Genomic DNA, 25,662 nt, shown 5'->3' on the forward strand with positions numbered 1-25,662 from the left:
TGCCGCCATGCAAACGCGCCCATCGCCTCCCGGCCGCCGCGCGCTGCGCCTCGCCAGTGGCACGGCGCTCACCCTTGCCGCCAGTTTCGCGCTCGACTTGCCGATTCCTGTGGTGGCGCCGGTCCTCGCCGTCTTTCTGCTGGCCACGCAGAACCAGCCGTTATCGTTGAAAGCGGCGTTTGCTCTCGCACTGGTCGTTGCGGGCACAACGAGCAGCGGCCTGTTGCTCGTTCCTGTGCTGCGCTATTACCCGTTCGCCGGCGTGCTGCTCGTCGGCCTTTGCCTCTTCCTTGCGTTTCGCGCCGGCCTGCGCGGCGGCAACAACCTCGTGGCGACGTTCCTCGCGGCGGGTCTCACGATGATTTCCGCCGCAGGTGTGGCCGACCAGCAATTGGCCTCCACGGTGGTCGGCGCGCTCGTAAAAGGACTGCTGCTCGCCGTGCTCGTTTCGATCCTGAGCCACGCCCTGTTTCCCGAGACCGGACCTGTACCCGCCAAACCCGCGGCGCGCGTCATGCAGCGGGAGACGGCATCGCGCATCGCGTTGCAGGCCGCACTCGTGGTTATGCCCGCCTGGCTGCTGGCGATGAACGACCCCGCGAGCTACATGCCGATCATCATGAAGTCCGTGAGCCTGGGCAGGCAAACGTGCACTACGTCGGCACGCGGCGCGGCGCGCGAGTTGCTCGGCTCCACGGCGCTCGGCGGGCTACTCGCCGTCGCGTTCTGGTTCGCGCTCAGGCTCTTCGTGAATATCTGGATGTTCTATCTGTGGATGCTGCTGTTCGGCTTGCTCGTGGCACGCAAGCTGTATCGCATCCGTCCGACGCGCTACTCGCCCGGTTTCTGGCTGAACAGCCTGGTCACCATGATCATTCTGCTGGGTCAGTCTGTCCAGGATAGCGTGGCTGGCAAGGACGTTTACCGCGCATTCGCCGTGCGCATGGCGCTCTTTCTTGCCGTCACGGCTTACGCGTGCCTGATGCTGCAGATCGTCGAGCGGTTCGCGCAGCGCGGCCGCGCATCGCTCGAGAGGAATACACCATGAAGCGCGGCGTGCAGAAGGCCTCACGCCAGGCGGGTAATCGGGTGTGAGCAGGCTAAGCGAACAGGTGCAATCAGACCCAATCGGGCATCGGGACCCGGCAGGATCGAACATGACGAACACCACCGTCCGTTGGCCGCAACTGCGCATCGCGCTAGTGAAGATTGGCGCGGCGGCGCTCGCGGCTGTGCTGCCCTTGCAAACGCACGCGCAGAGCATACCGGGCCAACTGACGAATCAGACCGTGATAGGCGGCAACATCAAGCAGCATGCGGATGCCGTGCTGGCCATCATGACCTACACCACGGTTCCGGATGTCACCACCAGTTCGCTCTCGATCAACAACGGCGCCACCGGCAACCCCGGCTTCGGCCAGACACAGCTAGGCGGCGGCTTCACGCTTAGCCGGACGTTCCCCTTGTACATGGAGGGAACGCTCGCTTATAGCCGCTACGACCCGACATTCATCGCGACCGACGGTGCCGATCAGCGCACGCTGCCCACGAGGTGGAATACCTTCAGCGGCACAGTGGGGCTCGGTTGGGACTTCCGCATCACCAACGAGCTGGTGTTTCGTCCGATTATAAACGGCACGATTGGACGCGTTTCCAGCGATCTGAGAGTCGGACAAACGTTGTTCAACCATGTCACGGACAGCAATCTCCAGTTCCTCAACAACGGCTATCTGGACGCGTACGGCTACGGCGGCTCGCTCATGCTCGACTATGAGCATTACCGCGAGAACTACGAGATCGACGCGGAGTTGCGCGCGACCGATATTTACCTGCGCAGCTTCGGCGGCAGTGCACAGGCCGTCCAGGGCTCGGCCATGGCGCAGCAAGTGAGCCTCTGGACGCGCTGGCGCGCGCCAACGGGCTGGCATGCGCTGGACAAACCGGTACGCTACGTGCTCGAGTTCGCCTACTCGCACTACTTTGGCGACAGCGCCGGGGTACTCGGCTTCAACGAACTCACGTCGCTGGGCGTGGGTCTCGAACTCGACAGCAGCACGTATCCCATCATCATCACCCGTACGCGGGCAATGGTGCGCTATGTGTTTGGCCGCAACGTGCACGGCGTTTCGTTTGGCCTGGCGGTTAGCTTTTAGGAAGACGAACGATATTCACGACCGCATCGTTCAAGCTACATGCGCCGCAAACCCCGTGCGTTCCGGCGCAACGTCTTCACGCAGCGTGAGCGCCGGAATTTCATATGCACCGCCGTTCTGTTTGCGAAACGCGATGGGCGCTGTGTGCGCCAGCGCATCGAGGCGCTTGCCGAGCGCGTCGAGCGTTTGCGCGTAGCGCGCGTCGTCCATGCGCCCCGTGCGGTACACGAGAAACGGCGGCAGCACGTCGTAGCCCGGGTAGTAAAGCACGCCATGATGGATCGGGAAGAGAATGTCGTCGATTGGCCCGTTCACGCCACGCGGCCCGTAGTGCGACGCCCAACCGCCCATCGTCACGACGAGCATCGCGCGCTTGCCGGCGAGCGTGCCTTCGCCATAGCGGTCTCCCCACCGCACATCGGAGTGCTCGCCCACGCCATAGGCGAAGCCGTACGCAAAAACACGCTCCACCCAGCCCTTGAGGATGGCAGGCATGGAGAACCACCAGAGCGGAAACTGCAGGATGAGCGTATCGGCCCACACAAGCCGCTCCTGCTCTCGCGCGATGTCCGCTGCCTGAACGCCGTTTTCGAAAGCATGCTTCGAATCGAGCGACGGATGAAACGGCGCGTCGCCCCGGCGCTCGCGGCTGTCCTGCGCATCGAGCGTCGCTTTCCAGCTCATGGCGTAGAGGTCCGACACCTGAACGGCGTGACCCGCCGCCTCTAGACGCTCGACGGTAAAGTCCCTGAGCGCGCCGTTGAGCGACTTCGGTTCAGGATGGGCATAAACAAGCAGGATATTCATGACAAGGGCTCCGTGGTCTGACACGAACCAGCTTAGTTGCCCGGCTGCTATAGTGGAAATGAATAGCGGAAATACCAGCCATTATGCTCGTTAATTTACGTAGCCTCGACCTGAACCTCCTCGTCACGCTCGATGTGCTGCTCGCCGAGCACAACGTCACGCGCGCGGCGCTTCGCCTGAACTTCTCGCAACCCTCGGTTAGCGTGCATCTCGCGAAGCTGCGGGAGATCCTGGGCGATCCGCTGCTGCTGCCGGGACCTCGCGGCATGCAGCCCACGGCGCGCGCACTCGCGTTGCGCGAGCCGCTACGCGAGGCGCTCGAATCGCTCGAGCGCGCGCTCGCGCCTGAGCGCCCGTTCGATCCGGCGGGCGCCAGCGACACCTGGCGCGTGGCCGCGAGCGACTATGGCGAGTCGACCATTGCGTTGCCGGCCCTGCGTGGCTTGCGCGAGGCTGCGCCGAACACACGCCTGGCCGTGGTGGAACTCGCGCCTGCGCGTGTCGCGAAGCAGGCGGCGCAGGGCGAAATCGATCTGGCGTTCCATACCACCAGCGACGCACCCGAGAACCTGCGCCGGCGTGCGCTCTTCACCGAGCGCTACGTGCTTGCGGGCCGCGCGGACCATCCGCGCCTCAAGCGCCGTCCGGGCGCGAAGCAGTTCTGCGCACTCGAGCACGTGATCGTCTCGCCCGATGGCGGCGGATTTCACGGCGTCACCGACGAAGTGCTGGCGCAAGCCGGACTCACACGGCGCGTCGTGCTCTCCGTTCCGCACTTTCTTTTCGTCATTGCCGTGCTCGAACGCAGCGACCTCGTGGCCATGCTGCCGTGGCGGCTCGTGCGCGAGAAGGCGGCGTTGCGCGTGGTCGAGCCGCCCATCGAGGTGCCCGGCTACGAAATGTGCATGCTCTGGCACGAGCGCTCGCACCGCGACTCCGCGCATCGCTGGCTGCGCGAGCAGATCGCCCGCGCCGTGTAGCGGCTTAAGGCGCGCGTGTGCCACAATCCTGGTGGCGCCGCACCCAGACAACCACCATGAATCCGATCGATCCCCAGCGCCGCGCCGACTGGCTGCTGCGCGCCAAGCCCGTTGCGGGCATAGAACGTATTGAAGCCTTCTTTCAGGGGAAGGCGTTTGCGATGCATCGCCACGACACCTATGCGATCGGCCGCACGCTCGCGGGCGTGCAGAGCTTCAAGTACCGGCGCGGCACGACCCACAGCCTGCCGGGCCGCACGATGGTGCTGCATCCCGACGAGCCGCACGACGGCCAGGCCGGCACGGGCGAAGGCTTTCGCTACCGCATGATCTACGTGCAGCCCGCTGTGTTCCAGCAAGTGCTGGGCGGCCGCGCACTGCCCTTCATCGAGGGCGGCGTGACGAACGATCCCCGTTTATGGGCGGCAACCGAGGCGCTGCTGCAACAGGTCTCGCAAGGCATCGACCCGTTCGAGCAGAGCGACGCGCTCGCGGAACTGGCGCATGCGCTGGCCGCCGTGGCAGGCACGCCGCCGCCGCGTTCAAAAGGCGACTTCGCAAGCGCACAGCGCGCCCGCGAGTACCTCGACGCGCAGTGTCAGCAAGCCGTTTCGCTCGGCGCGCTGGAGCACGCCGTGGGACGCGACCGCTGGAGCCTTTCGCGCGACTTCCGCATGTTCTACGGCACGAGCCCGTATCGCTACCTCACGCAACGGCGTCTCGACGCCGCGCGCACGATGATGCTGCGCGGCATGCCGCTCGCCGACGTTGCGGCCTGCGCGGGGTTCACGGACCAGGCCCACATGACGCGCCATTTCACGAAGACCTACGGCATCGCGCCGGCGCGCTGGTTACGCATCGCGGGTGGCGCGTCGGAGCGCGTCGTCACGATCGTTCAAGACACGCGCCTCCCAGGGGCGTAGTCTCGGCCGGGTCGTCCGCTATTGCGGTCGAATCAACCTGGGAAGAGGTCCGCAACCATGAGTCCATTTGCCGAATCGTTCGTTCTCGAAGCCGCGTTCGGCGACGTGTCCGAATATTGGTCGCCGAAAATTGTCGCGCAGGTCAACGATCAGTATGTGAAGGTCGCGAAAGTGCGCGGCCAACTCGTGTGGCACGACCATGCGCACGAGGACGAACTGTTCTTCGTCGTGCGCGGGCATCTGAAGATCGAATACGAAGGCGGGCGTGTGGTCGACTTGCCCGCCGGTTCGATGCACGTGGTGCCGCGCGGCACGCTGCACAACCCGGTAGCCGACGACGAGTGCTGGATCGTGCTGATCGAACCCGTACAGACGAAGCACACAGGCGACGTCGAGTCGCCTCTGACGAAGACGATCGACCAGCAGTGGCGCCGGTAACCGCCCGTTGACGACGACATGGCGCCTCGCCTGGCCGAAGCGTGTGGCCACGCGGCGAGGCGCGCCCCGGCGTGCGGCATAAACCGCATGCCGGGGCAGGTTTCAGACCACCGTCACGCCACCATCAGGCCAGATCGAAACGATCCAGGTTCATGACCTTCGTCCACGCCGCGACGAAGTCCTTGACGAACCGCTGCTGGGCATCGCTGCTGGCATACACTTCGGCCAGCGCGCGCAGCACGGCGTTGGAGCCGAACAGCAGATCGACACGGGTGCCGGTGTACTTCACTTCGCCGCTCTTGCGGTCGCGGCCTTCGAACAACTCGGCGGTCCCATCGGCGGGCTTCCATTCGGTGCGCATATCGAGCAGGTTGACGAAGTAGTCATTGCTGAGCACGCCCGCGCGGTCGGTCAGCTCACCGTGGCGGCTGCCGTCGAAATTGGCACCCAATGCGCGCAGTCCGCCGATCAGCACGGTCAGTTCCGGCGGCGTCAGCGTGAGTTGCTGGGCCTTGTCGATCAGCCGGGCCTCGGTCGTGGCGCCGCCCTGCTCGCCGCGATAGTTGCGGAACCCGTCGGCGAGCGGTTCGAGAAGTCCGACCGCTTCGACATCGGTCTGGTCCTGGCGGGCATCGACCCGCCCCGCCGCAAACGGCACGTCGACCTTGACGCCCGCGGCGGCGGCGGCCTGCTCGATCCCGACCACGCCGGCCAGAACGATCACGTCGGCCAGCGACGCCTTGCCGGAGGCCTGCTGGATGGCCTGCAGCTTCGGCAGCGCAGCGGCGGCGATCCTGTTGACTTCCCAGTCCTTCTGCGGCGCCAGCGCGAGCCGTGCCCCGTTGGCTCCGCCGCGCTTGTCGCCGCCACGGAACGTCGAGGCCGATGCCCACGCCACCGAAACCAGTTCGCTGACCGACAGGCCGGACCCGGCGATCTTCGCTTTCAGGTCGGCGATGTCGGCGGCGCCCGGATTGTGCGTGGGTGCCGGCAGCGGATCTTGCCAGAGCAGGTCTTCCTTCGGCACTTCCGGGCCGAGATAGCGCGCCTTCGGTCCCATATCGCGGTGCGTCAACTTGAACCACGCGCGCGCGAACGCCTCATTGAAGGCCTGCGGATCCGCGTGGAAGCGGCGCGAGATCTTTTCGAAAGCGGGGTCGAAGCGCAGCGTGAGGTCCGTGACCAGCATCGTCGGCTTGCGCTTTTTCGACGGGTCGAACGGGTCGGGGATGATGTCCGGCGCATCCTTCGCTTCGAACTGAATCGCGCCGGCCGGGCTGCGTGTCTGCACCCATTCGTACTTGAAGAGATTCTCGAAGAAGTGGTTGCTCCACTGCGTCGGCGTTTGTGTCCAGATCACTTCGATGCCGGACGTGATCGCATCCTCGCCCGCGCCCGAGCCGTAGCTGCTGGTCCAGCCAAGACCTTGCGCTTCCAGCGGCGCGGTTTCCGGGTCGGCGCCCACATTCGTGGCCGGGCCGGCGCCGTGCGTCTTGCCGAGCGTGTGGCCACCGGCGATCAGCGCGACGATCTCCTCGTCATCCATCGCCATGTTTCCAAACGTGGCGCGAATGGCCGGCGCGGCCGATACCGGATCGCCGCTGGCGTTCGGCCCTTCCGGGTTCACGTAGATCAGACCCATCTCGGTGGCGGAAAGCGGGTTCTTCGCCAGCGTCTCCGGATTGCGGTGCGTGAGCCACTTCTTTTCATCGCCCCAGTCCACGTCGAGATCCGGTTCCCACACGTCCTCGCGGCCGGCGGCGAAACCAAAGGTACGAAAGCCGGCGTTCTCGAGGGCCACGTTGCCGGCCAGCACGATCAGGTCGGCCCACGAGATCTTCTGGCCGTACTTCTGCTTGACCGGCCACAGCAGCCGGCGCGCCTTGTCGAGGCTCACGTTGTCCGGCCATGAATTGACCGGCGCGAAGCGCTGCTGGCCGCGACCGGCGCCGCCACGGCCATCCACCATGCGGTACGTACCCGCGCTATGCCAGGCCATGCGGATGAACAGGCCGGCGTAGCTGCCCCAGTCGGCCGGCCACCACTCCTGCGAATCGGTCAGCACGGCCTTGAGGTCAGCCTTGAGCGCGCTGTAGTCGAGCTTCTTGAACTCTTCGCGATAGTCAAAGCTTTCGCCCAGCGGATTGGAGCGGTTGGAATGCTGGTTCAGCAGGTCGACGCGTAGCTGGTTAGGCCACCAGTCGAGGTTTCCCGTGCCGGTACCGGCTATGGGCTTGGGTTCGGCGTGAACTGGACATTTTGCAGAATCGGGGGTGGGCGTGTCGATTGGCGAGCTCATGTTTCCTCCATTCGCGTGCGGGGGGTCTTTAATATATACGTTACTCATGACACGCCCCCAATTGAGTGCCGCTATGTGGCCGATAGTCGATAGCCGATAGCCGATTTCCGGCGCAGCCACGCCGACACCGACGAAACGTTCATCGTGGTCAAAGGCGAATTGCGTATGCATACGCGCGGCGGCCGCATCGTCGTGCGTGCGGACCGGCTGGTGGTCGTGCCGATGAGCGCCGAACTCAAGCCCTGAGCGATTGCCGAAGTGAGCGCCTGCCGATCGATGCGCGCGGTGGACCACGATCTCTGGAAGCGTCGCGCGTTGCTCGTGACGCAATCGATAAAGGCCGGCATGTTCTCGCACGCCGGCCTTTTTATCTCGAGCCGACGGGCCGTCCATATAGTTGATTGAACGCAAAGCTCTTGCTCGGCGACCCGGGCGCCGCGCCGTGCGTCTTATGCTCGGCGGATAGTCGTCTGAATACGTTGTGCTCAAGCGCCGGAAATATTGATTGCAATTTCAACGGCTTATTCTTCCGCCGGAAAACCGCCTCGCGCACAGTGTCCTTCGCCATAGGACGACTCCGAATCTCCGGGCGAATCCTCACCGATTGACAAGCCACACGCCACTTCCAATAATCGCCCCGGACTCGCCCATCAGGCTAGTAATCGCCACGCCAGGCACAGGCCGAATCGTCATTGCGTAGCTGTCTGTGCCCCGCGATCCAGCGTCGCAAAACGATCATTAATCAGGAGACCAAATGACACGCTCATCTCTCTTCGCAGCGACGCTCATCGCGTTCGCGTTCGCTCAGTCCGCCCAGGTTCGAGCCGTCACGATTGCGCCGGGCACCGCGCTCGCGGAGAAACAGGAGATGACGCGGCAAAATCAGGCCGAGGTCGAATCGCTCGATCCCGCCTACATCGAATCGTATTCTGCCAATCTCATCGGCCTTGACCTCTACGAAGGTCTGACACGCCTCGACGCGGCGGGCACTGTCGTGCCGGGCGTGGCAGAGTCGTGGACGCGCCCCGCCCCGGATACGTGGATATTCAAACTACGTCGCGACGCAAAATGGAGCGACGGCCGCCCCGTCACGGCCGCCGACTTCGTCTATGCCTGGCAGCGCGTCGCGGACCCGAAAACCGCGTCGCCATACACCATCGCCGTCGAGTTTCTGAAGAACGCAAAGGCCGTGATCGCAGGCAAGCAGCCGACCTCCGCGCTGGGGGTACGCGCAGTCGATCCCTACACGCTAGAAGTGAAGACAGAAGCGCCGACGCCATTTCTCACCGAACTATTCGCCAATTCATCAATGGCACCCGTCGATCGTGCGACGGTCGCGAAGTTCGGCGCGTCGTGGACACGTCCCGGTAACCTCGTAGGCAACGGCCCCTACGTCCTCGCCGACTGGCAGCCCAACAACCGCATCGTCCTCACCAGGAACCCGCGCTACTGGAACGCGGCCCATGTTGCGATCACCAAGGTGACGTGGCTGCCAATCGAAAGCGACGAAACCGCCATGCGGATGTACCAGGCGGGCCAGATCGACATGACGTTTACGATCCCCTCCGGACAATATGCGCAGATCTCCAGAACCATGAGCGCCGACATCAGGGCCGGCTTGCGTATCGCGACGTACTATTACTCGCTGAACAACGCCGATCCCGTACTCCGTGATCCACGCGTGCGTCAAGCGCTCTCGATGGTGATCGATCGCGACCTCCTTACCTCGAAGATCACGCAAAGCGGAGAATCCTCCGCCTATGGACTTATCGTCAAGGGCACCAAAGGCGCCGATCAATTCACGCCTGACTGGGCGTCATGGCCGATGGCGAAGCGTATCGATACTGCGCGCGCGCTGCTCAAGGCGTCGGGCGTTTCCGATGCGAAGCCGCTAACGATCACGCTTACCTACAACACCAACGATCTCCACAAGAAAGTCGCACTCTTCGCTGCGAGCGAATGGCGCACCAAGCTGGGGGTCAACACGAAGCTCGACAACCTGGAATTCAAGGTGCTGCTCAAGCAGCGCCACGATGGCGCGTATCAGGTCGCACGTAACGGCTGGTTCGCTGACTATAACGATGCGATGACGTATTACAGCCTCGTGCAATGCAACAGTCCGCAAAACGATCAGCGCAACTGCAACCCGAAGGCCGACGCCACCGCGATCGAAGCCAACCTCCAGACCGACGAGACGAGGCGCCAGGCGATGCTCACGCAGGCGTTCGCGCTGGCGATGAACGACTACCCGCTGCTGCCCATGTTCCAGTACTCGGCCGCCCGCCTCGTCAAACCCTACGTTGGGGGCTATTCGCTCACGAATTACATCGACGAGCGCGCCACCCAGGACATGTACATCCTGAAGCATTAACGCAGGACCCAACCCATGCTCGCCTACACCCTGCGTCGCGTGCTGTGGTCGGTGCCGACCGTGCTCGCGGTCATCACGGCCTGCTTTCTGCTGCTGCATCTCACGCCCGGTGGTCCGTTCGACACCGACAAGCGCCTCTCCGCCGCGGTCATGGCCAATCTCAACGCGCGCTATCACCTCGACGAGCCGCTATGGCAGCAGTATCTGCGCTATCTCGGCGCGCTGCTGCATGGCGACCTCGGCAGTTCGTTCCGCTATGCCGACTGGTCGGTCAACGAACTCGTGAGGAAGGCCGCGCCGGTGAGCCTCGGCATCGGCGGCCTCTCCATTCCGCTCGCGGTCCTGTTCGGCGTGGCGCTCGGCACGCTCGCCGCCGTGCGCCGCAATAGCGTGGTCGACCACGCCGTGATGCTGCTCGGCAATCTCGGCAACGTCGTACCGCCGTTCGTGCTCGGTCCGGTTCTCGTGCTCGGCTTCGCTATCCTGCTCAAATCGACCGACGGCAACGGCCTCTTTCCCGCGGGCGGCTGGGGCGACGGCGACTGGCGTCACCGGGTGCTGCCCGTCGCGCTGCTCGTCATCATCAACATGGCCGCGATCGCACGCGTCATGCGCGGCAGCCTGATCGAGGTGCTCTCCGGCAACTTCATCCGCACGGCGCGCGCCAAGGGCTTGCCCGGGCACATCATCGTGTTGCGCCACGCCATGCGCCCCGCGCTCATGCCCGTCGTTTCGTTGCTCGGTCCCGTATGCATTTCGTCGATCACGGCGGCCGTCGTCACCGAATCGGTCTTTGCGCTCCCCGGTCTCGGCCAACTCGTGGTGAACGGCGCGGTCAATCGCGACTACACGCTCGTGCTCGGCCTGGTCGTCCTCACCACGGTCTGCGCCGTGCTCTTCAATCTGCTCGTCGACCTCGCCTATGCGTGGCTCGATCCTCGCATCCGCTACTAGTCCGCTTCTGGTCCACTATTAACCAAGGCCCTGTCACCATGAACGCACCCGGTCTCATTGCGCCAGTCGCCACCGCGCACAAGCGGCGCACGCCGCCCGCGCTGGCGCGCTTCGCCCGGCACCGCGCGGCGCTCGCAAGCGTCGTCATGCTCGCGCTTATCGCGCTCGCCTGTTTCGCCGGCCCCCTGTTCCTGCCGCATTCGCCCATCGACAACGACTGGAGCGCGATTAGTCTTGCCCCCACGCTCGAGGGCGGCCATTGGTTCGGCACCGACGAACTGGGCCGCGACTTGCTGGCGCGCACGCTGGTCGGCGGGCGCGTCTCGCTCGAGGTGGGGCTGCTCGGGACCTTCGCTTCCGCGCTGGTCGGCGTGATGTACGGCGCCACGGCCGGCTATCTGGGCGGCCGTGTGGACGCCGTGATGATGCGCATCGTCGACATGATGTACGCGATCCCGTACATGCTGATCGCCATTCTCATGGTCACGCTGTTCGGGCGCGCGTTCTCGCTCGTCGTGCTCACCATCAGCGCGTTCTCGTGGCTCGACATGGCGCGCGTGGTGCGCGGGCAAACGCTGTCGCTGCGCTCGCGCGAATTCGTCGACGCCGCGCGCGCCATCGGCGTGCGGCCCGCGGCGATCATCGCGCGCCATATCGTGCCGAATCTCGCGGGCATCGTCGCCGTCTATGCCACCGTTACCGTACCGACGATAATTCTTACGGAATCCGTATTATCGTTTCTCGGCCTTGGCGTCCAGGAACCCATGACGAGCTGGGGCGTGCTGATCCAGGACGGTGCGCAAAAGCTCGATGCCATGCCGTGGCTGCTGCTCTGCCCCGCCGTACTGCTCTGCACGACGCTCTACTGCGTGAACTTCGTCGGCGACGGTCTGCGCGACGCACTCGACCCGCGGGAGCGCTGACATGGCCCTGCTCGAAGTCCAGGACCTGAACGTGCGTTTCGAGCGCCGCGACGGACCGCCCGTGAAGGTCGTCCACGACGTGTCGTTTTCGCTCGATACCGGCGGCACGCTCGGTATCGTCGGCGAATCGGGGTCCGGCAAGAGTCAAACGGTCATGGGGTTGCTGGGGCTGCTCGCTTCGAATGGGCGCGCCACCGGTCACGTACGCCTGCGCGGCGAGAATCTGCTGGCCATGAAGCCCCGCGCGCTCAACCGCGTTCGCGGTGACCGTGTCGCCATGATCTTCCAGGACCCCATGACCTCGCTGAACCCGTTCCTCACAGTCGAACGGCAAATGACCGAAGCGTTGCAGTTGCACCGTAACGTCACGCGGCGCGTTGCCCGCCAGCGCGCGATCGAAGCGCTGGAGCGCGTGCGCATTCCCGACGCGCCGCGGCGCATCGGCATGTATCCGCACGAGTTCTCGGGCGGCATGCGCCAGCGCGTGCTGATCGCGGCGGCGCTGATGATGGAGCCCGACGTGCTGATCGCCGACGAGCCGACCACGGCGCTGGATGTGACCGTTCAGGCACAGATCATGGCGCTGTTGCGCGAGATGAATCGCGAGCGCGGCACCGCCATCCTGCTCATCACGCACGACATGGGCGTGGTGGCCGAGCTTTGCGACGACGTCATGGTGATGTACGCGGGCCGTACGGTAGAGAGGGCAAGCGCGCGCGATCTGTTCGCGCAGCCGCTGCATCCGTATACCGCCGGACTGCTGGGCGCGCGGCCGCACCTCGATGCACCAGGCGGCGCGCCGTTGCGCACGATCCCCGGTAATCCGCCCATGCCGGGCGGCGGCGGCGCCGGGTGCGCGTTCGCGCCCCGCTGCGCGGCGGCGTTGGAGCGATGCCACACGCAAATGCCGCCGCTCGAATCCATCGGCGCACCGCCGCATCCGCGTGCGCGGGCGTGCCATCTGGCCATCGGCGATAGCGCCGAACTGGGAGCACGTGCATGACCGATCACACAAAAGCGCCTGGCATGCCTGACGACACGCTTCTGCGCGTACGCGGTCTCGCCGTGAATTTTCGCGTCGCGCGCGGCCCGTGGCCGTGGCAGAAAGCGCGGCTCCACGCCGTAAACGGCATTTCGTTCGACATACGCCGCGGCGAAACGCTGGGGCTCGTAGGCGAGTCGGGTTGCGGCAAGTCCACGCTCGCACGCGCCGTCATCGGCCTCGCGCCCGTCGCTTCGGGCAGCGTGATCTGGCAAGGCGAAGAAACCGTTTGCGGGACGCAGCGACGCCTCGGCGCGCTGCGCCGCGGCGTGCAGATGATCTTCCAGGATCCGCTCGCCTCGCTCGATCCGCGCATGTCGATTGGCGAGATTGTGGCCGAACCCTTGCGCACGCGCGCGCCGCAGCTGGGCCGCAAGGAAATCGCGCGCCGTGTGCTGACGATGCTCGAGCGCGTGGGCCTGAACGCGCATCATCTCGAGCGGCGCGCGCACGAATTCTCGGGAGGTCAGTGCCAGCGCGTGGGCATCGCGCGCGCGTTGATCGGCGAGCCCGCGCTCGTGATCTGCGACGAACCCGTTTCCGCGCTCGACGTCTCGATTCAGGCGCAGATCGTCAACCTGCTGCGCGATCTGCAACGCGAGCTCGCGCTCTCGCTGCTCTTCGTCGGTCACGACCTCGCCGTGGTCAAGACGCTCAGCCATCGCGTCATGGTCATGTACCTCGGCCGCCTCATGGAACTCGGCACGCGCGAGGCGGTGTACGACGAAGCCGCGCACCCCTACACGCGCGCCCTGCTCGACGCCGTCCCGGTTGCGGACCCGGCGCATGCCCGCGAGCGTCATGCGCCGCTGCTGCGCGGCGAAATTCCCTCGCCGCTCAATCCGCCTTCGGGCTGCGCATTCCGCACGCGCTGCCCGAAGGCCTCTGCCCAGTGCGCCGCCATGGCGCCTGAACCGGCCGCCACCGGTCCCTGCGGATCGATCGTCGCCTGCTGGCACCCGCGCACAGCCAGCGACGCCGTTGCCGCCTGAAATACCCGCTGCGCGTATGTCAGCGGCCGTCCAAACTGATTCGCATTCCTGATTGACTGCGAATCGACGACAACCACACGAAAGGGAGACATGATGAAAGGAGAACGCAGAAACAGGAGCAACACCGCGCGACTCGCGCTGGTCGCGCTCGGGCTACCGCTGAGCTTTGCGGCCGCTGCGCAAATCGCCAGCGTCCAGCAGACGACGCAACCCGCTGCGCAGGCGCAGACTCGGCAAGCCGCGCCAGTCAAGCCGAAAAAGCCACGACACAAGGCGCGCCGCAAATCGGCCAGCAGCGCCGCTCCAGCGAACACACAGGCTGCAAACCAGACTGCGCAACCGTCAGCGGCCGTGCAAATGCACGCGCCGCGCGCCGACCCGCTCGTGGAGCCCAACGCCGTCGATCGCCTCGCCAACGGCACGCCGGATCAACACGCCGACCAGACGGTGCGTGCCGACAACCCGAAGCAGCCGCAATCGAGTCAGGCACAAAGCAAAGGCTTCATCGCGGATAGCAGCCTGACCCTCAACCTTCGCAACTACCTCGACCACTTCGACAACGAAGGCGGCCCGCATCGTCATGCGTGGGTGCAGGGCGCGATGCTCGACTACACCTCGGGCTATACGCAGGGGCTTGTCGGTCTTGGCCTCGACGCGTCGCTCTACGGCGCGCTGAAGCTCGACGGCGGCTAGGGCGCGGGGAACATGGTGCACGTGGGCAAGGACGGCGGCGGCTCGAACCAGCTGGCGTGGGCCTACCCCGGCATCTGGGACGTCAAGGCGCGCATTTCCGATACGGTCGCGAAGTACGGTCTGCAAATGGTCTCGGACAACCCCTTCTTCGAGCCGCACGACAACCGCGCGCTGCCGCCCACTTTCCTCGGCGTCTCGCTCGTGAGCAAGGACCTGGCCAATGCGGTGCTCCAGGCGGGCAGTTTCACGAAGGTGAATCCGCGCGGCCACACCAACCTCGTCGATCTCTCGACCTCGTACGGCGGCGTGAAGTTCAAACGCTTCAGCTACCTCGGCGGCAGCTGGGACTACAGCAAGGACGGGAGCCTCTCGCTTTTCGCCAACCAGGCCGACGACGTCTGGCGCCAGTACTACGCCTCCGTGCAGCAGAGCTACGGCGACCCAACGACAATCAAGTGGACCGGCTTCTTCAACATCTACTCGACGCACGATCAGGGCAGCGCGATGCAGGGCCCCATCGACAGCAACGCGTACAGTCTTTCGCTCGCCGCTCAGCACGGCCCGCATTCGCTGCTGCTCGGCTACCAGCAAATTCTCGGCGACCAGTTCTACGACTACGTGAACGAAACGGCAGGCGACTATCTCGTCAACTCGATGGACGTGGACTACAACGCGCCTCACGAGCAGTCGTTCCAGGTCCGTTATGGTTTCGATGGCGCATACGCGGGCCTGCCGGGCGCGAAGGCGATGCTCTGGTACGCGCTCGGCTGGGGCGCCAACGCGTCGGCGGGCGCAGCCGCCAACCCTACGCCCGCGAGCCCGTTCTATAACGTCTACTGGAGGAACGGGCAGCCCGTGCACGGTTCGCACCACGAGTTCGGCTTCATTCCGAGCTACACGCTGCAAAGCGGGCGCTTCAAGGACACGAAGATCACCTTCATCGCCATGTGGCATCACGCCTCGAAGTACTACTCCGACGCGAGCAACCAGGAATACCGGCTCGTCATCAACATGCCGTTGAAGCTGTTCTGAAGCGCCGCGGTCGCGACGCGGCGGCGCGCGCCGGAGCCGCCGCCGCGTGCGCCGTACGCTTCAAGCCTCGCGGGCGAACACCTCGCGCGCGGCGAAGAGGCCGTTGAGCGCCGCGGGAAAGCCCGCGTACACGGCCATCTGCATGATCGTCTCGACGATCTCTTCGCGCGTGAGCCCCACGTTCAGGCCCGCCGCGATATGGACCTTGAGCTGCGGCTGCGCGTGGCCAATGGCCGTGAGCGCCGCGATGGTGGCAATCTCGCGCGAGCGCAAGTCGAGACCCGGCCGCGCGTAGATGTCGCCAAACGGAAATTCCAGCAAGTACTGCGCGAAGTCCGGCGCGATATCGGCAAGCGCGTCGATCACGCGCTCGCCGCCGCTGCCGTCAATCGCCGAGAGCATGCGCTTGCCTCTTGCGAGACGGCTTTCCTGCTGGAAGACGCTGGTCTGATTTGTCGTTTCGTGCATTCTCGTTCCTTTGCATGGCGTGGGAATAACCTTCGATCTTGTTGTCGAGGACGAGAAGACACGCCTGGAGTTCGGCCACCTGCGCACGCACCGCTTCGCGATGCGCCGCCAGCAATTCGCCGCGCTCGCGCTCGGTTGCCTTGCCGGCCGCGCGCAATTGCGCGTAGCGCAACATGCCCTGGATCGGCATGCCCGTGGTTTTCAGACGGCCCAGAAAGCCGATCCATTCGAGCACCGAGCGGTCGTAAGCGCGCTGGCCCGTTTCGTCGCGGACCGCGTAGGGAATCAGCCCGATCCGTTCGTAGTAGCGGATCGTATGAGCCGTAAGGCCCGTGCGCGCGGCCAGTTCACCAATCTTCATGCGCTTCTCCTCATCGACGTTCTGAATGGTGGGACTTCGAGTGCACTCCAGGTCAAGCTTTTTTTGGCGCGGGGGCATCGCATCGTGGAAGCATAAACAAAAAAGGCGGGGTATCCCCGCCTTCGGCACCTCACGCGCTAACGCGCACCTCCACGTCCGCGCGCGCCAGCAATCCGCTGCAACGCGGCGAAAGATGCGCGAACCCGACCCGCTTGCCCGCGCGCTCGTAGCGCCCCTGCACCGCTTCGAGCGCGGCGATGGCCGAGTGGTCCGCCACATGCAGATGCGCACAGTCGATCGTGACCTGTGCGGGATCGCCCTGCGGATCGAACAGTGTCTGGAAGTGCGCGGCCGAAGCGAAGAACAACGTGCCGCGCGGCACGTACACGCGCTCGCCCGCAGCGGTGTCGCGCGTCTCGCAGCGAAACTCGCGCGCATGCTGCCACGCGAAATTGAGCGAAGCGATCACGATGCCGCACAGCACCGCCGTCGCGAGATCCGTGCACACGGTGATGATTGTGACCGCAACGATCACGACAGCGTCGTTGCGCGGCACTTTGTGCAGCACGCGCAGCGAGCCCCATGCGAAGGTTTGCGCGGCCACCACGAACATCACGCCCACGAGCGCCGCGAGCGGAATGCGCTCGATCAGCGGCGAAAGGAACAGGATGTAGAGCAGGATCATCACGCCGCTCGTTATGCCCGAGATGCGGGCGCGGCCGCCCGAGCCGAGATTGATGACGGTCTGGCCAATCATCGCGCAGCCGCCCATTGCACCGAACAGGCCCGACGCTACGTTCGCCGCGCCGAGCGCCACACACTCGCGGTTGGGGCGGCCGCGCGTGGCCGTCACGTCGTCGGTCAGGTTCAGCGTGAGCAGCGTCTCCAGCAGCCCCACCATCGCCATCAGTACGGCGTAGGGCAGCACGATCTTCAGCGTGGCGAGATCGAACGGCACGGCGGGCAGCGCGAAGGTCGGCAGGCCGCCCGCAATGTGCGCCATGTCGCCGAGCGTGCGCACCGGCAGGTGCAGCCACTGCGCGGCAAGCCCCACGCCGACGATCGCCACGAGCGCGGGCGGCGCGGCCTTCGTCACGCGCGGCAGGACGAACACGATCGCGATGGTGAGCGCAACGAGCCCGGCCATGAGCGCGAGCGCCGGGCCGTGCATCCACTGCGGCCCCTGCGGGCCCGGCACCTTGAAGTGCTCGAACTGCGCGCGCGCAATGATGATCGCGAGGCCGTTGACGAAGCCGAGCATCACCGGATGCGGCACCATGCGGATCAGTTTGCCGAGGCGCAACGCGCCGAACAGCATCATGCCGATGCCGCTCAGCACGACCGTGGCGAACAGATACTGCGGCCCATGCTGCACCACGAGCGCGACGATCACCACGGCCATCGATCCCGCCGCGCCCGAGATCATCCCGGGCCGGCCGCCGAACAGCGCCGTGATCGTACAGATGAAAAACGCGCCGTACAGGCCCGCGAGCGGATTGACGCGCGCGACGAGCGCGAAGGCGATGCACTCGGGCACGAGCGCGAACGACGACGTGATGCCTGCCAGCAGTTCGCTACGCAGCAGTGAAGAACGGGAAGGACGGCGCGAGCCGGAACGGTCGGATTCCATGTAGCGGTCGGGATTTGCGGCAGATTGGCTGGATGCGGGTACCACGCCCCACGCGTCGCAGTGGCTCGAATGGAGGCGGGGGAAAGGTCGGCGCGCGAAGCGGCGGCATGGCGCCGCTTCGAAGAGGCCCGCGCGGGTGCGCGCGCCATGATCCAGACGGACGAAAGGGCGCATCCTAGCATGGTTGCCGTAAGGTTGCCGGCGAGCGCGCGGCATCGTCCAGCGACTTTCGTCGGCTTTCGAATTGCCTCGTCTAGGGATGAATGGTTTCGCCGCGATTCAGCATGCCGATGAACTCCTCGATCTTGCGCGTCCGTGTTGCGGGCTTTTTGGCATTCTGTAGCCGAAACAGGATGGCGTAGCGGTTCCGGCCGTTCAGCGTCGCAAAGAACGCGCTGGCCTCAGGATTGGAATCCAGTGCGGCCTGCAGGTCGTCCGGCACAACTGAGTGGCTGGCCGACGGATAGGCCGCCTCCCAACGGCCATCCGCTTTGGCTTTGTCGATTTCACGCATGCCCGAAGGATGCATTCTGCCAGCGGCGATCAGCGCTTCGGCCCGGTCTTTGTTGAGCCTCGACCAGATACTTTTTGCGGAGCGCCGAGTGAAACGTTGCAACCAATACTCTTCACTTTCAGTCTGTTTTTGCCCGTCGATCCAGCCATGACAAAGGGCGCTTTCCAGCGCCTGTTCGTAGGTCAAGGTTGACTGCCCGGCACCCTTTTTGGCAAGGCGAAGCCATACCCCGGATGAGGTACCGCCGTTTTGCGTCAACCAGTTTTCCCATTCACTCTGGTCGAGGAATGTCAGACGAGGCTCAGTCATGGAGGATCCGCATGATTGCAGTCAGGCAGCGAGGCTTTTTCGTTCATTGATACCTCGCAGATTACCGATTTGCGCGGATTTGGGAATACCCGATTCATTGACAGTTCCGCAAGGCGGCCTCTGGCGCGCCCGGGATCGACGTCACCGCGCCGGCTCCTTCGTTGTCCTCGACATGCGGGCAAGTTGTGGACACCGAAGCGGCTAACCACATGTCCGAAAATGGCGAGCGTTACGGGCAATCGAAATGTACGATGTCCCTCATGCCTGCGATCATCGACATTCCCGAGAGCGACGCCTGTTATCTGGCACTGAAGGCGCATGACGCGCGCTTCGATGGCTCCTTTTTCGCTGCCGTCACCAGCACCGGCATTTATTGCCGTCCGGTGTGCCGCGTAAAGATGCCTCGTCGCGAGAACCTGCGCTTCTACCGCCACGCGGCAGAGGCCGAGGCGGCCGGTTTCAGGCCTTGTTTGCGTTGCCGTCCCGAGTTGGCCCCGCGCGCGGCATCGTGGAGCACGGAAGATGCCTCACGCATTCTGGCCCTGCAAGCGGCGCGATTGATGGACGAGCCCGACGCCTGGCGGCACATCGCCCCGATGGATTCAACTGTGGAGCAATCTGGCGGCGGCTTGATGACCCAAATTGCGCAGAAGGTAGGCGTCAGCGACCGCCATTTACGCCGCATTTTCGAGTCGCATTTTGGTGTCTCGCCCCTCCAGTACCTGCAAACGCGGCGACTGCTCGCAGCCAAGCAACTGATCGCCGATACGCAACTACCGATGGCCCAGGTGGCGTTGTCCAGCGGCTTTGCCAGCGTACGGCGCTTCAACGACGCGTTCTCGCGTCACTATGGCCTGAACCCCAGCGCCCTGCGTCGCGCCAGGTCGGCGCCGGATAGTCAGGGCGTGAGTGTGCGACTGGGGTGGCGGCCGCCCTACGACGTACAGGCGATGCTGGACTTTTTGCGCCGGCGCGCGTTGCCCGGCGTGGAGCAGGTGGCGGATCGGGAGTACACGCGCACGCTGGGCCTCATGCAAGGCGCGCAGGGCCGCAGCGGCTGGTTGCGTGTCCGTTTCGACGAGGATCGCGCCCAGGCCGTGCTGACTGCCAGCGACTCGCTGGCTGCCGCTTTACCCACGCTGATCAACCGCGTGCGCGCAGCGCTCGATCTGGATGCCGATCCAATCGCCATCCACGCCGCGCTGCACACCGCGTTCCCATCGAGCGACGGCGTGCGCGTGCCGGGCACACTGGATGGTTTCGAACTCGCCGTACGTGCCGTGCTGGGTCAGCAGATCACCGTGGCCGCCGCTCGTACGCTGGGCGCACGCCTGGTTGCGGCCTTTGGCGAGCCTGTCGGGACGCCCGTCGCGGGCCTGGATCGTCTTTTTCCCACGCCTGCCGCTCTGGCCGCCGCCAGCGGCGACGAGTTGGGCCAACTGGGCATCACGCGCCAGCGTCAGGCCGCACTGCATGCTCTGGCTCACGCCGTGCTGGAAGGCCGCATCGCTCTGCATCCCGGCGTGGACATCGCGACAACCTGTGCCGATTTGCGCGCCCTGCCTGGCATCGGCGACTGGACGGCGCAGTACATCGCTCTGCGCGCTTTGCGCTGGCCCGACGCTTTTCCTGCCGGTGACGTAGCGCTGCAAAAAGCCCTCGGCGTGAGCAACGCCCGCGCCGCCACCCAAGCTGCCGAAAGATGGCGGCCCTGGCGCGGCTACTCGGTACTGCGGGTCTGGCATGCCATGGAGCACCGCACTTCACCATGAAAACCACCCTTATCGACGCCCCTCCCGGTCGTGTGTACCTGAGCGCCGCCGAAAGTGGTCGATTCGCGCGATGAATACACTCACACAAACCCTGAACCCGATACATGCCCAGAGCGATCTATTTGGAGGCGGCAACACCCGCTTTTCAATAGACACATCCTTCCGAACGGCAAAGCGTTTCGCTCTCGACGCTCATTCCTGGGTTGAAGTCGTGCCTGGCTGGATTTCGGGGGCTTCCCTGCTCTACGAGCAGATGCGCGACAGCGTTCCCTGGCTCGAACATGATCGGCGAATGTACAACAAGATGATTCGCGAGCCACGCATGACGGCGGTTTATCAAGAACTTGGTGAAGTGCCGGAGGAACGCCTGCTGCAGGCCGTTCGCGCGCTCTCGACTCATTACGGTGTGGCTTACGACGGCTTGTGGATGAACCTCTATCGCAATGGACAGGACAGCACCGGTTGGCACCGCGACCATCGCTCGTGCCGAAAGCTGGAGTGCATCGTGCCCGTCCTGACGCTCGGAACGACCCGACGGTTCCTGATCAAGCCGATAAAAGGCGGCAGCTCCATGACCTTTAAGCCCTCCTCCGGCGACCTGGTAGTGATGGGCGGGCGGTCCCAGCAGGACTGGGTGCATTGTGTGCCCAAGGAACCGGGCATCGTGGAGGCGCGAATCAGCGTCAACTTCATGAGTTCGGCGCAAGGCGTGCGGGATCCTCAATGAGCCTTGGGTCATTCGTGCTCGTGTCGTGACCCGGTAGTTCGCACGCAAAGCTTGACGCGTGTCTTACGCAGTCTCGCCACCTGAGCGCGTGCCGAACTTCGCCCGATACGCGCTCGGACTCGTCAGCGCGATACGCCTGAAGTGCCGCCGCATCGATTCTTCGGAACCGAATCCCGCAAGCTCGGCAATGCGTGCGATGGCAAGGCGAGGCCTCGACTCGAGCAGATCGCGCGCAACCGCCACGCGCTCGCGCAACACCCACTCATACGGCCCCATGCCCGTCGCCTCGCGAAACTGCCGCTGCAGCGTCCGTGGGCTCATGGAGGCCCTGGCAGCCAACGACTCGACACTGTGCTCACGTTTCGGATTGGCTCGCACCCAGTCCATCAGTTGCGCGAGACGGCTGGCTTCGTCGGGCGGCATGGGACGCGGGACAAACTGTGCCTGTCCGCCCTCGCGATGCGGCGCGACCACGAGCCGCTGCGCCACGCGGTTGGCCACCGCAGGACCATGATCTCGCCGCACGAGGTGGAGCAGCATGTCGAGCCCGGCAGCAGACCCCGCCGAAGTCAAAATGCGCCCCTCGTCGACGTAGAGCGCCTGCGGCTCCACGATGACGTCCGGATAGCGCCGCTGCAAGCGCTCGGTATAGCGCCAATGCGTCGTCACGCGCTTGCCGTCGAGCACCCCCGCGGCCGCAAGCACGAACACACCGGAACAGATCGAGCACAGGCGAGCGCCGCGCGCATAGGCCGCTCGCAGCTTGTTGAGCAACGGCGCGGGCGGCAGCTCGTCCGCGTCGCGCCAGCCGGGGATGACGATGGTCTGCGCCCGATCGAGCATCGCGAGCGTATAAGGCGCCTCCACCGTGATACCACCGGCAGCCCGCAGCGGCCCCCGCTCGAGCGCGCACACGGCGAAGCGATACCAGTCGACGTCCAGCTCCGGCCGCTCGAGCGCGAAAAATTCGGTCACGCAGCCGAATTCGAAGGTGCAGAGCCGGTCGTAGGCGAGCGCGACGACAAGATGATCGGTCGATTGATTCATGGCGCAATGTTACCGGAGATTGGCAATCGCGCCACTGGCCTGTCATGCCGCCTGCCTCGCACAATGGATGCCATCTCAACGCGACACTCAGGAGCCGCATTCATGTCGACCGTATCCGCCATTCCCGCCGCCGGGAGCAACGAAGCGCTCACGCATTTCACCGCATCGCTGCGCTTCGAAACCGACTGCTCCGATGTGCATGCAGCACTCACGGGCAGCGAACCGCCGGATTTCGTACTGCTCGACGTTCGCGGTCCCGCGCGCTATGCGGCAGGCCATGTGCCGGGGGCGGTCAACCTGCCGCACGGGAAGATCATCGCGTCGAAGCTCGCCGCCTGGCCCGCCGAAACGTTGTTCGTGACGTACTGCGCCGGGCCGCATTGCAACGGCGCGACGCGTGGTGCGATCCGCCTCGCGCAGTTGGGAAGGCCCGTCAAGGTGATGATCGGCGGTGTAACGGGTTGGCTCGACGAGGGCTTCGAGCTGGTCGTCGAAGAGGCGGGATAAACGCCTGCCGCACATTGGAATAGTGCGTCGCGCTTACTTGCAGGGGAACGTTCCGGCCAACGCCTTGTAGATGACGGCCGCGGTGGGCTCAAGAACATGATCGAGGTTCCGCTTCATCCATGTAATCACGGTAGCGAGCTGGTCTTTGCGGCTGACGTTCGGCGGCACACAGTACCGTGGCCGCTGCTTGTCGATGAGAGACTGCACCAGCACGCCGTTCGTGTAGCCGGCGTAATACATGAGGCACGCGTCGAGATTCTCGGGCTTCTGGCATACGCCAAGGAACACATCGCCCTGATCAATCGTGGGAGCCGGGGGCTGCGCCGGGGCCGGGGCCTGGACCTGCGCCGCCGTCGGCTGGGCAGTCTGTGCAAACGGAGTCTGCGCAAGGGCGCTGCCGGTACACAGCACATTGGCGAGGAGGAGTCCTGCAAGGGCGAACTTTTTCATTTCGGGTAGAACCTGTGCGTGCGAAAAATCCAGCCGCGCAGCATAACGTCAGGTGGGCTCCACCAGCTTGTCCCTCGTCAGCGTTTCACGTCATTGCCCTTGCCCGTCTTCCGGCGGATTCGCGCTCTCGCGCAAACAATCGAGCGCCAGCGCGACGGCCGCGCGGCTCACGCTGTCGCGCCGCCAGTACATGCCCACCGCACCCGAGCTGCCGAGCGGCATCGGCATGGCAAGCACGCGCAGCACGTTGAGCCGCTCGAAGCGCACAGCCGCACGGTGCGAGGCCACGCCGATCAGGCGCGTCTGGTTCAGCAGCGTCACATTGAGCATCGACGAATTCGATTCCACGGTGTGGCGCGGCATGCTGCGCCCCGCCGCCGCCAGCGCCGCTTCGAGCGCCGTGCGAATGGGCGTGCCCTCCGGCCAGACGATCCACGCGTACTCGAATAAATCGGGCCAGTCCAGCTTGCGGCGTTTCGCGAGTGGATGCCCAAGCCCCACGACGAAGTTCACCGGGTCGCGATAGAGCGTTTCCATTTCAAGCGTCGGGTCGACCTGCGCATTGGCCGCGCGTCCCACCACGATATCGAGGTCCCCGTGCACGAGCGCCGGCATCATGAGGTTCATCGTACTTTCCACGAGTCGCACCTGCGCGCGCGGCATTGCCTCGATGAGGCGCGCGACCGCGAGCGGCACCGTGTCCGCCGCCGAAACGCCCGACGTGCCGATCGAGATCAATCCGCTGCCGCCTTCGCGCAGCGCGTCCATGTCGTCGCGCGCGCTGTCGAGATGACCCTCGATGCGCCGCGCGTGCTCGATCAGCGCCTCGCCATAAGGCGTGGGTCGCAGGCCGCGCGCGTGGCGCTCGAACAATGGCAGGCCGATGTCGGCTTCGAGGTCCTTGAGCCACTTGGAAAGCGCCGGTTGCGTGGTGTTGAGCGCTTCGGCCGACTGGCTCAGATTGCCGGTCTGCGCTACGGAAAGCAGCATCTGCAGGTGCCGCAGACGCAGGCGATGTGTCCAGTCCATGTGTCCTCCGCCAAGCTATACCCAAAAACATATGGATAAGAAGAATTCATCATTTTACTGGATATGGCTCGCTGGCTTATAAATTCGGTCAACGGCAGCGAAACGCAGCACTGACCCGCCGCACGGCCAAATACACAGGAACAAAGGAGACTCGCATGTCCAGCATGTCAGCCAACGCAGTCGCGCCCGAACGCGCCGCCTATTACGCGCAGATCGCGCGCAGCGGCATGTCGCCGCTCTGGGAGTCGCTGCACGCCCTCGTGCCGAAGTCGCCGCGCCCGCAGGCCCTGCCCGCCATCTGGAAGTACGCGCAAGTGCGCGAACTCGTCATGCAGGCGGGTTCGGTCATCAGCGCAGAAGAGGCGATCCGGCGCGTACTCGTGCTTGAAAACCCCGGGCTGCCGGGCAAATCGAGCCTCACGCCGAATCTCTACGGCGGCCTGCAGCTGATCCTGCCCGGCGAGATTGCGCCGAGCCATCGCCATACGCAATCGGCGCTGCGCTTCATCGTCGAAGGCAAGGGCGCGTGGACCGCCGTGAACGGCGAGCGCACCACCATGCACCCAGGCGACTTCATCATCACGCCCTCGTGGACCTGGCACGACCACGGCAACCCGTCCGTCGAGGAAGGCGGTGAGCCCGTGGTGTGGCTCGACGGGCTGGACATTCCGCTCATTGGGCACCTCGATGCGGGCTTCGCAGAGAACTACCCCGAGGCCACGCAGCCCGTTGCGCGCCCCGAAGGCGACAGCTACGCGCGCTTTGGCCACAACATGCTGCCCGTGCGCCACACAGTAAGCGATCCGACCTCGCCGATCTTCAGCTATCCGTACGCACGCAGCCGCGAAGCGCTCGACACGCTCTACCGCAACGGCGAGCTCGACGACTGGGATGGCGTGAAGCTGCGCTACGTGAATCCGGCCACGGGCGGCTGGCCTATGCCCACCATGGCAACGTTCATGCAGTTCTTGCCCGCGGGCTTCAAGGGCAAGACGTACCGCAGCACCGATTCGACCGTCTATTGCGTGGTGGAAGGCCACGGCGCGGTACGGATCGGCGAGGAGCGCTTCACGTTCGACCCGCACGACGTGTTCGTCGCGCCCTCATGGGTGCCGGTACAACTCGAAGCGCAAAGCGACGCCGTGCTCTTCAGTTATTCCGATCGCCCTGTGCTCGCCGCGCTCAATCTGCTGCGCGAGGAACGCATCAGCTAACGCTTTGACGGCGAGCGCGTGTTCGGT

At 64.9% G+C, this 25,662-nt stretch carries 23 protein-coding genes and 1 pseudogene; 15 read left to right on the plus strand and 9 right to left on the minus strand.

Annotated elements, in window-relative coordinates; translation table 11 throughout:
* The first annotated feature begins 7 nt into the window (after positions 1-7).
* Both FAZ97_RS33045 and FAZ97_RS33050 read left to right on the plus strand, forming a co-directional pair.
* Entirely contained in the window at positions 8-1,048 is a 1,041-nt protein-coding gene (locus FAZ97_RS33045; protein WP_158762968.1) for a DUF2955 domain-containing protein, read from the plus strand.
* 109 nt (positions 1,049-1,157) lie between these two features.
* The gene (locus FAZ97_RS33050; RefSeq protein WP_233271942.1) at positions 1,158-2,153 is read left to right on the plus strand and encodes a hypothetical protein; all 996 of its coding nucleotides are present in this window, start codon (positions 1,158-1,160) and stop codon (positions 2,151-2,153) included.
* 30 nt (positions 2,154-2,183) lie between these two features.
* Here the strand turns inward: FAZ97_RS33050 and FAZ97_RS33055 are convergent, their stop codons facing one another.
* Positions 2,184-2,960, minus strand: a complete 777-nt coding sequence (locus tag FAZ97_RS33055) for an NAD(P)H-dependent oxidoreductase (RefSeq protein WP_158762969.1) — start codon at positions 2,958-2,960, stop codon at positions 2,184-2,186.
* Positions 2,961-3,043: 83 nt separating this feature from the next.
* Here FAZ97_RS33055 and FAZ97_RS33060 point away from each other — a divergent pair, with 83 nt between their 5' ends.
* From FAZ97_RS33060 to FAZ97_RS33070, 3 genes are read left to right on the plus strand one after another with little or no spacing between them, the layout of a single operon-like run.
* Positions 3,044-3,940: a LysR family transcriptional regulator gene (locus FAZ97_RS33060; RefSeq protein WP_158762970.1), complete on the plus strand. Its 897-nt coding sequence runs from the start codon at positions 3,044-3,046 to the stop codon at positions 3,938-3,940.
* Between the two features lie 56 nt (positions 3,941-3,996).
* Complete coding sequence (locus tag FAZ97_RS33065) at positions 3,997-4,863, plus strand: AraC family transcriptional regulator (RefSeq protein WP_158762971.1); 867 nt, start codon at positions 3,997-3,999, stop codon at positions 4,861-4,863.
* Between the two features lie 57 nt (positions 4,864-4,920).
* Positions 4,921-5,301 (plus strand): cupin domain-containing protein, encoded by a 381-nt coding sequence (locus tag FAZ97_RS33070; protein WP_158762972.1) that lies wholly within the window; start codon positions 4,921-4,923, stop codon positions 5,299-5,301.
* Between the two features lie 124 nt (positions 5,302-5,425).
* Here FAZ97_RS33070 and katG read toward each other — a convergent pair whose 3' ends face one another.
* Positions 5,426-7,600, minus strand: coding sequence for a catalase/peroxidase HPI (katG, locus tag FAZ97_RS33075; RefSeq protein WP_158763376.1), 2,175 nt, complete (start codon positions 7,598-7,600; stop codon positions 5,426-5,428).
* Positions 7,601-8,354: 754 nt separating this feature from the next.
* Here katG and FAZ97_RS33080 point away from each other — a divergent pair.
* The 6 genes and pseudogenes from FAZ97_RS33080 to FAZ97_RS33105 all read left to right on the plus strand — a co-directional run bounded on the left by FAZ97_RS33080 (position 8,355) and on the right by FAZ97_RS33105 (position 15,607).
* Positions 8,355-9,971 (plus strand): peptide ABC transporter substrate-binding protein, encoded by a 1,617-nt coding sequence (locus FAZ97_RS33080; protein WP_158762973.1) that lies wholly within the window; start codon positions 8,355-8,357, stop codon positions 9,969-9,971.
* A 15-nt stretch (positions 9,972-9,986) separates the two neighbouring features.
* Positions 9,987-10,925, plus strand: a complete 939-nt coding sequence (locus FAZ97_RS33085; protein WP_158762974.1) for an ABC transporter permease subunit — start codon at positions 9,987-9,989, stop codon at positions 10,923-10,925.
* A 38-nt stretch (positions 10,926-10,963) separates the two neighbouring features.
* A complete protein-coding gene (locus FAZ97_RS33090) occupies positions 10,964-11,848 on the plus strand; it encodes an ABC transporter permease (RefSeq protein ID WP_158762975.1) in 885 nt (294 codons plus the stop codon).
* A gap of 1 nt (position 11,849) precedes the next feature.
* Positions 11,850-12,851 (plus strand): ABC transporter ATP-binding protein, encoded by a 1,002-nt coding sequence (locus FAZ97_RS33095; RefSeq protein WP_158762976.1) that lies wholly within the window; start codon positions 11,850-11,852, stop codon positions 12,849-12,851.
* Positions 12,848-13,882, plus strand: a complete 1,035-nt coding sequence (locus FAZ97_RS33100; RefSeq protein WP_199272210.1) for an ABC transporter ATP-binding protein — start codon at positions 12,848-12,850, stop codon at positions 13,880-13,882. The genes FAZ97_RS33095 and FAZ97_RS33100 overlap by 4 nt, the downstream gene beginning before the upstream one ends.
* Positions 13,883-13,975: 93 nt before the next feature.
* A pseudogene (locus FAZ97_RS33105) lies at positions 13,976-15,607 on the plus strand (OprD family outer membrane porin).
* Positions 15,608-15,667: 60 nt separating this feature from the next.
* On the opposite strand, the gene FAZ97_RS33110 reads toward FAZ97_RS33105, so the two are convergent.
* From FAZ97_RS33110 to FAZ97_RS33125, 4 genes are all read right to left on the minus strand, one after another.
* Positions 15,668-16,009, minus strand: coding sequence for a carboxymuconolactone decarboxylase family protein (locus tag FAZ97_RS33110; RefSeq protein WP_233271943.1), 342 nt, complete (start codon positions 16,007-16,009; stop codon positions 15,668-15,670).
* Complete coding sequence (locus tag FAZ97_RS33115; protein ID WP_199272211.1) at positions 15,993-16,565, minus strand: MerR family transcriptional regulator; 573 nt, start codon at positions 16,563-16,565, stop codon at positions 15,993-15,995. Before FAZ97_RS33115 ends, FAZ97_RS33110 begins: the two co-directional genes overlap by 17 nt.
* A 1-nt stretch (position 16,566) precedes the next feature.
* Positions 16,567-18,066 (minus strand): SulP family inorganic anion transporter, encoded by a 1,500-nt coding sequence (locus FAZ97_RS33120; protein ID WP_158762978.1) that lies wholly within the window; start codon positions 18,064-18,066, stop codon positions 16,567-16,569.
* A 253-nt stretch (positions 18,067-18,319) separates the two neighbouring features.
* Positions 18,320-18,889, minus strand: a complete 570-nt coding sequence (locus tag FAZ97_RS33125) for a YdeI/OmpD-associated family protein (protein ID WP_158762979.1) — start codon at positions 18,887-18,889, stop codon at positions 18,320-18,322.
* A gap of 260 nt (positions 18,890-19,149) precedes the next feature.
* Here FAZ97_RS33125 and FAZ97_RS33130 point away from each other — a divergent pair, with 260 nt between their 5' ends.
* Complete coding sequence (locus FAZ97_RS33130; protein WP_158763379.1) at positions 19,150-20,661, plus strand: AlkA N-terminal domain-containing protein; 1,512 nt, start codon at positions 19,150-19,152, stop codon at positions 20,659-20,661.
* Positions 20,662-20,731: 70 nt separating this feature from the next.
* Complete coding sequence (locus tag FAZ97_RS33135; RefSeq protein WP_158762980.1) at positions 20,732-21,388, plus strand: alpha-ketoglutarate-dependent dioxygenase AlkB; 657 nt, start codon at positions 20,732-20,734, stop codon at positions 21,386-21,388.
* Between the two features lie 63 nt (positions 21,389-21,451).
* Here the strand turns inward: FAZ97_RS33135 and ftrA are convergent, their stop codons facing one another.
* Positions 21,452-22,435 (minus strand): transcriptional regulator FtrA, encoded by a 984-nt coding sequence (gene ftrA, locus FAZ97_RS33140; protein WP_158762981.1) that lies wholly within the window; start codon positions 22,433-22,435, stop codon positions 21,452-21,454.
* A 102-nt stretch (positions 22,436-22,537) separates the two neighbouring features.
* Between ftrA and FAZ97_RS33145 the strand changes: the two genes are divergently transcribed.
* Positions 22,538-22,942: a rhodanese-like domain-containing protein gene (locus tag FAZ97_RS33145; protein WP_158762982.1), complete on the plus strand. Its 405-nt coding sequence runs from the start codon at positions 22,538-22,540 to the stop codon at positions 22,940-22,942.
* 33 nt (positions 22,943-22,975) lie between these two features.
* Here FAZ97_RS33145 and FAZ97_RS33150 read toward each other — a convergent pair whose 3' ends face one another.
* Complete coding sequence (locus FAZ97_RS33150) at positions 22,976-23,392, minus strand: Rap1a/Tai family immunity protein (RefSeq protein WP_158762983.1); 417 nt, start codon at positions 23,390-23,392, stop codon at positions 22,976-22,978.
* Between the two features lie 90 nt (positions 23,393-23,482).
* Entirely contained in the window at positions 23,483-24,421 is a 939-nt protein-coding gene (locus tag FAZ97_RS33155; RefSeq protein ID WP_158762984.1) for a LysR substrate-binding domain-containing protein, read from the minus strand.
* A gap of 164 nt (positions 24,422-24,585) precedes the next feature.
* Here FAZ97_RS33155 and gtdA point away from each other — a divergent pair, with 164 nt between their 5' ends.
* On the plus strand, positions 24,586-25,635 hold the full coding sequence (gene gtdA / locus FAZ97_RS33160) for a gentisate 1,2-dioxygenase (RefSeq protein ID WP_158763380.1): 1,050 nt from the start codon (positions 24,586-24,588) through the stop codon (positions 25,633-25,635).
* The last annotated feature ends 27 nt before the right edge of the window (positions 25,636-25,662 follow it).

It is taken from the genome of Paraburkholderia acidiphila (assembly GCF_009789655.1).
GTDB lineage: Bacteria > Pseudomonadota > Gammaproteobacteria > Burkholderiales > Burkholderiaceae > Paraburkholderia > Paraburkholderia acidiphila.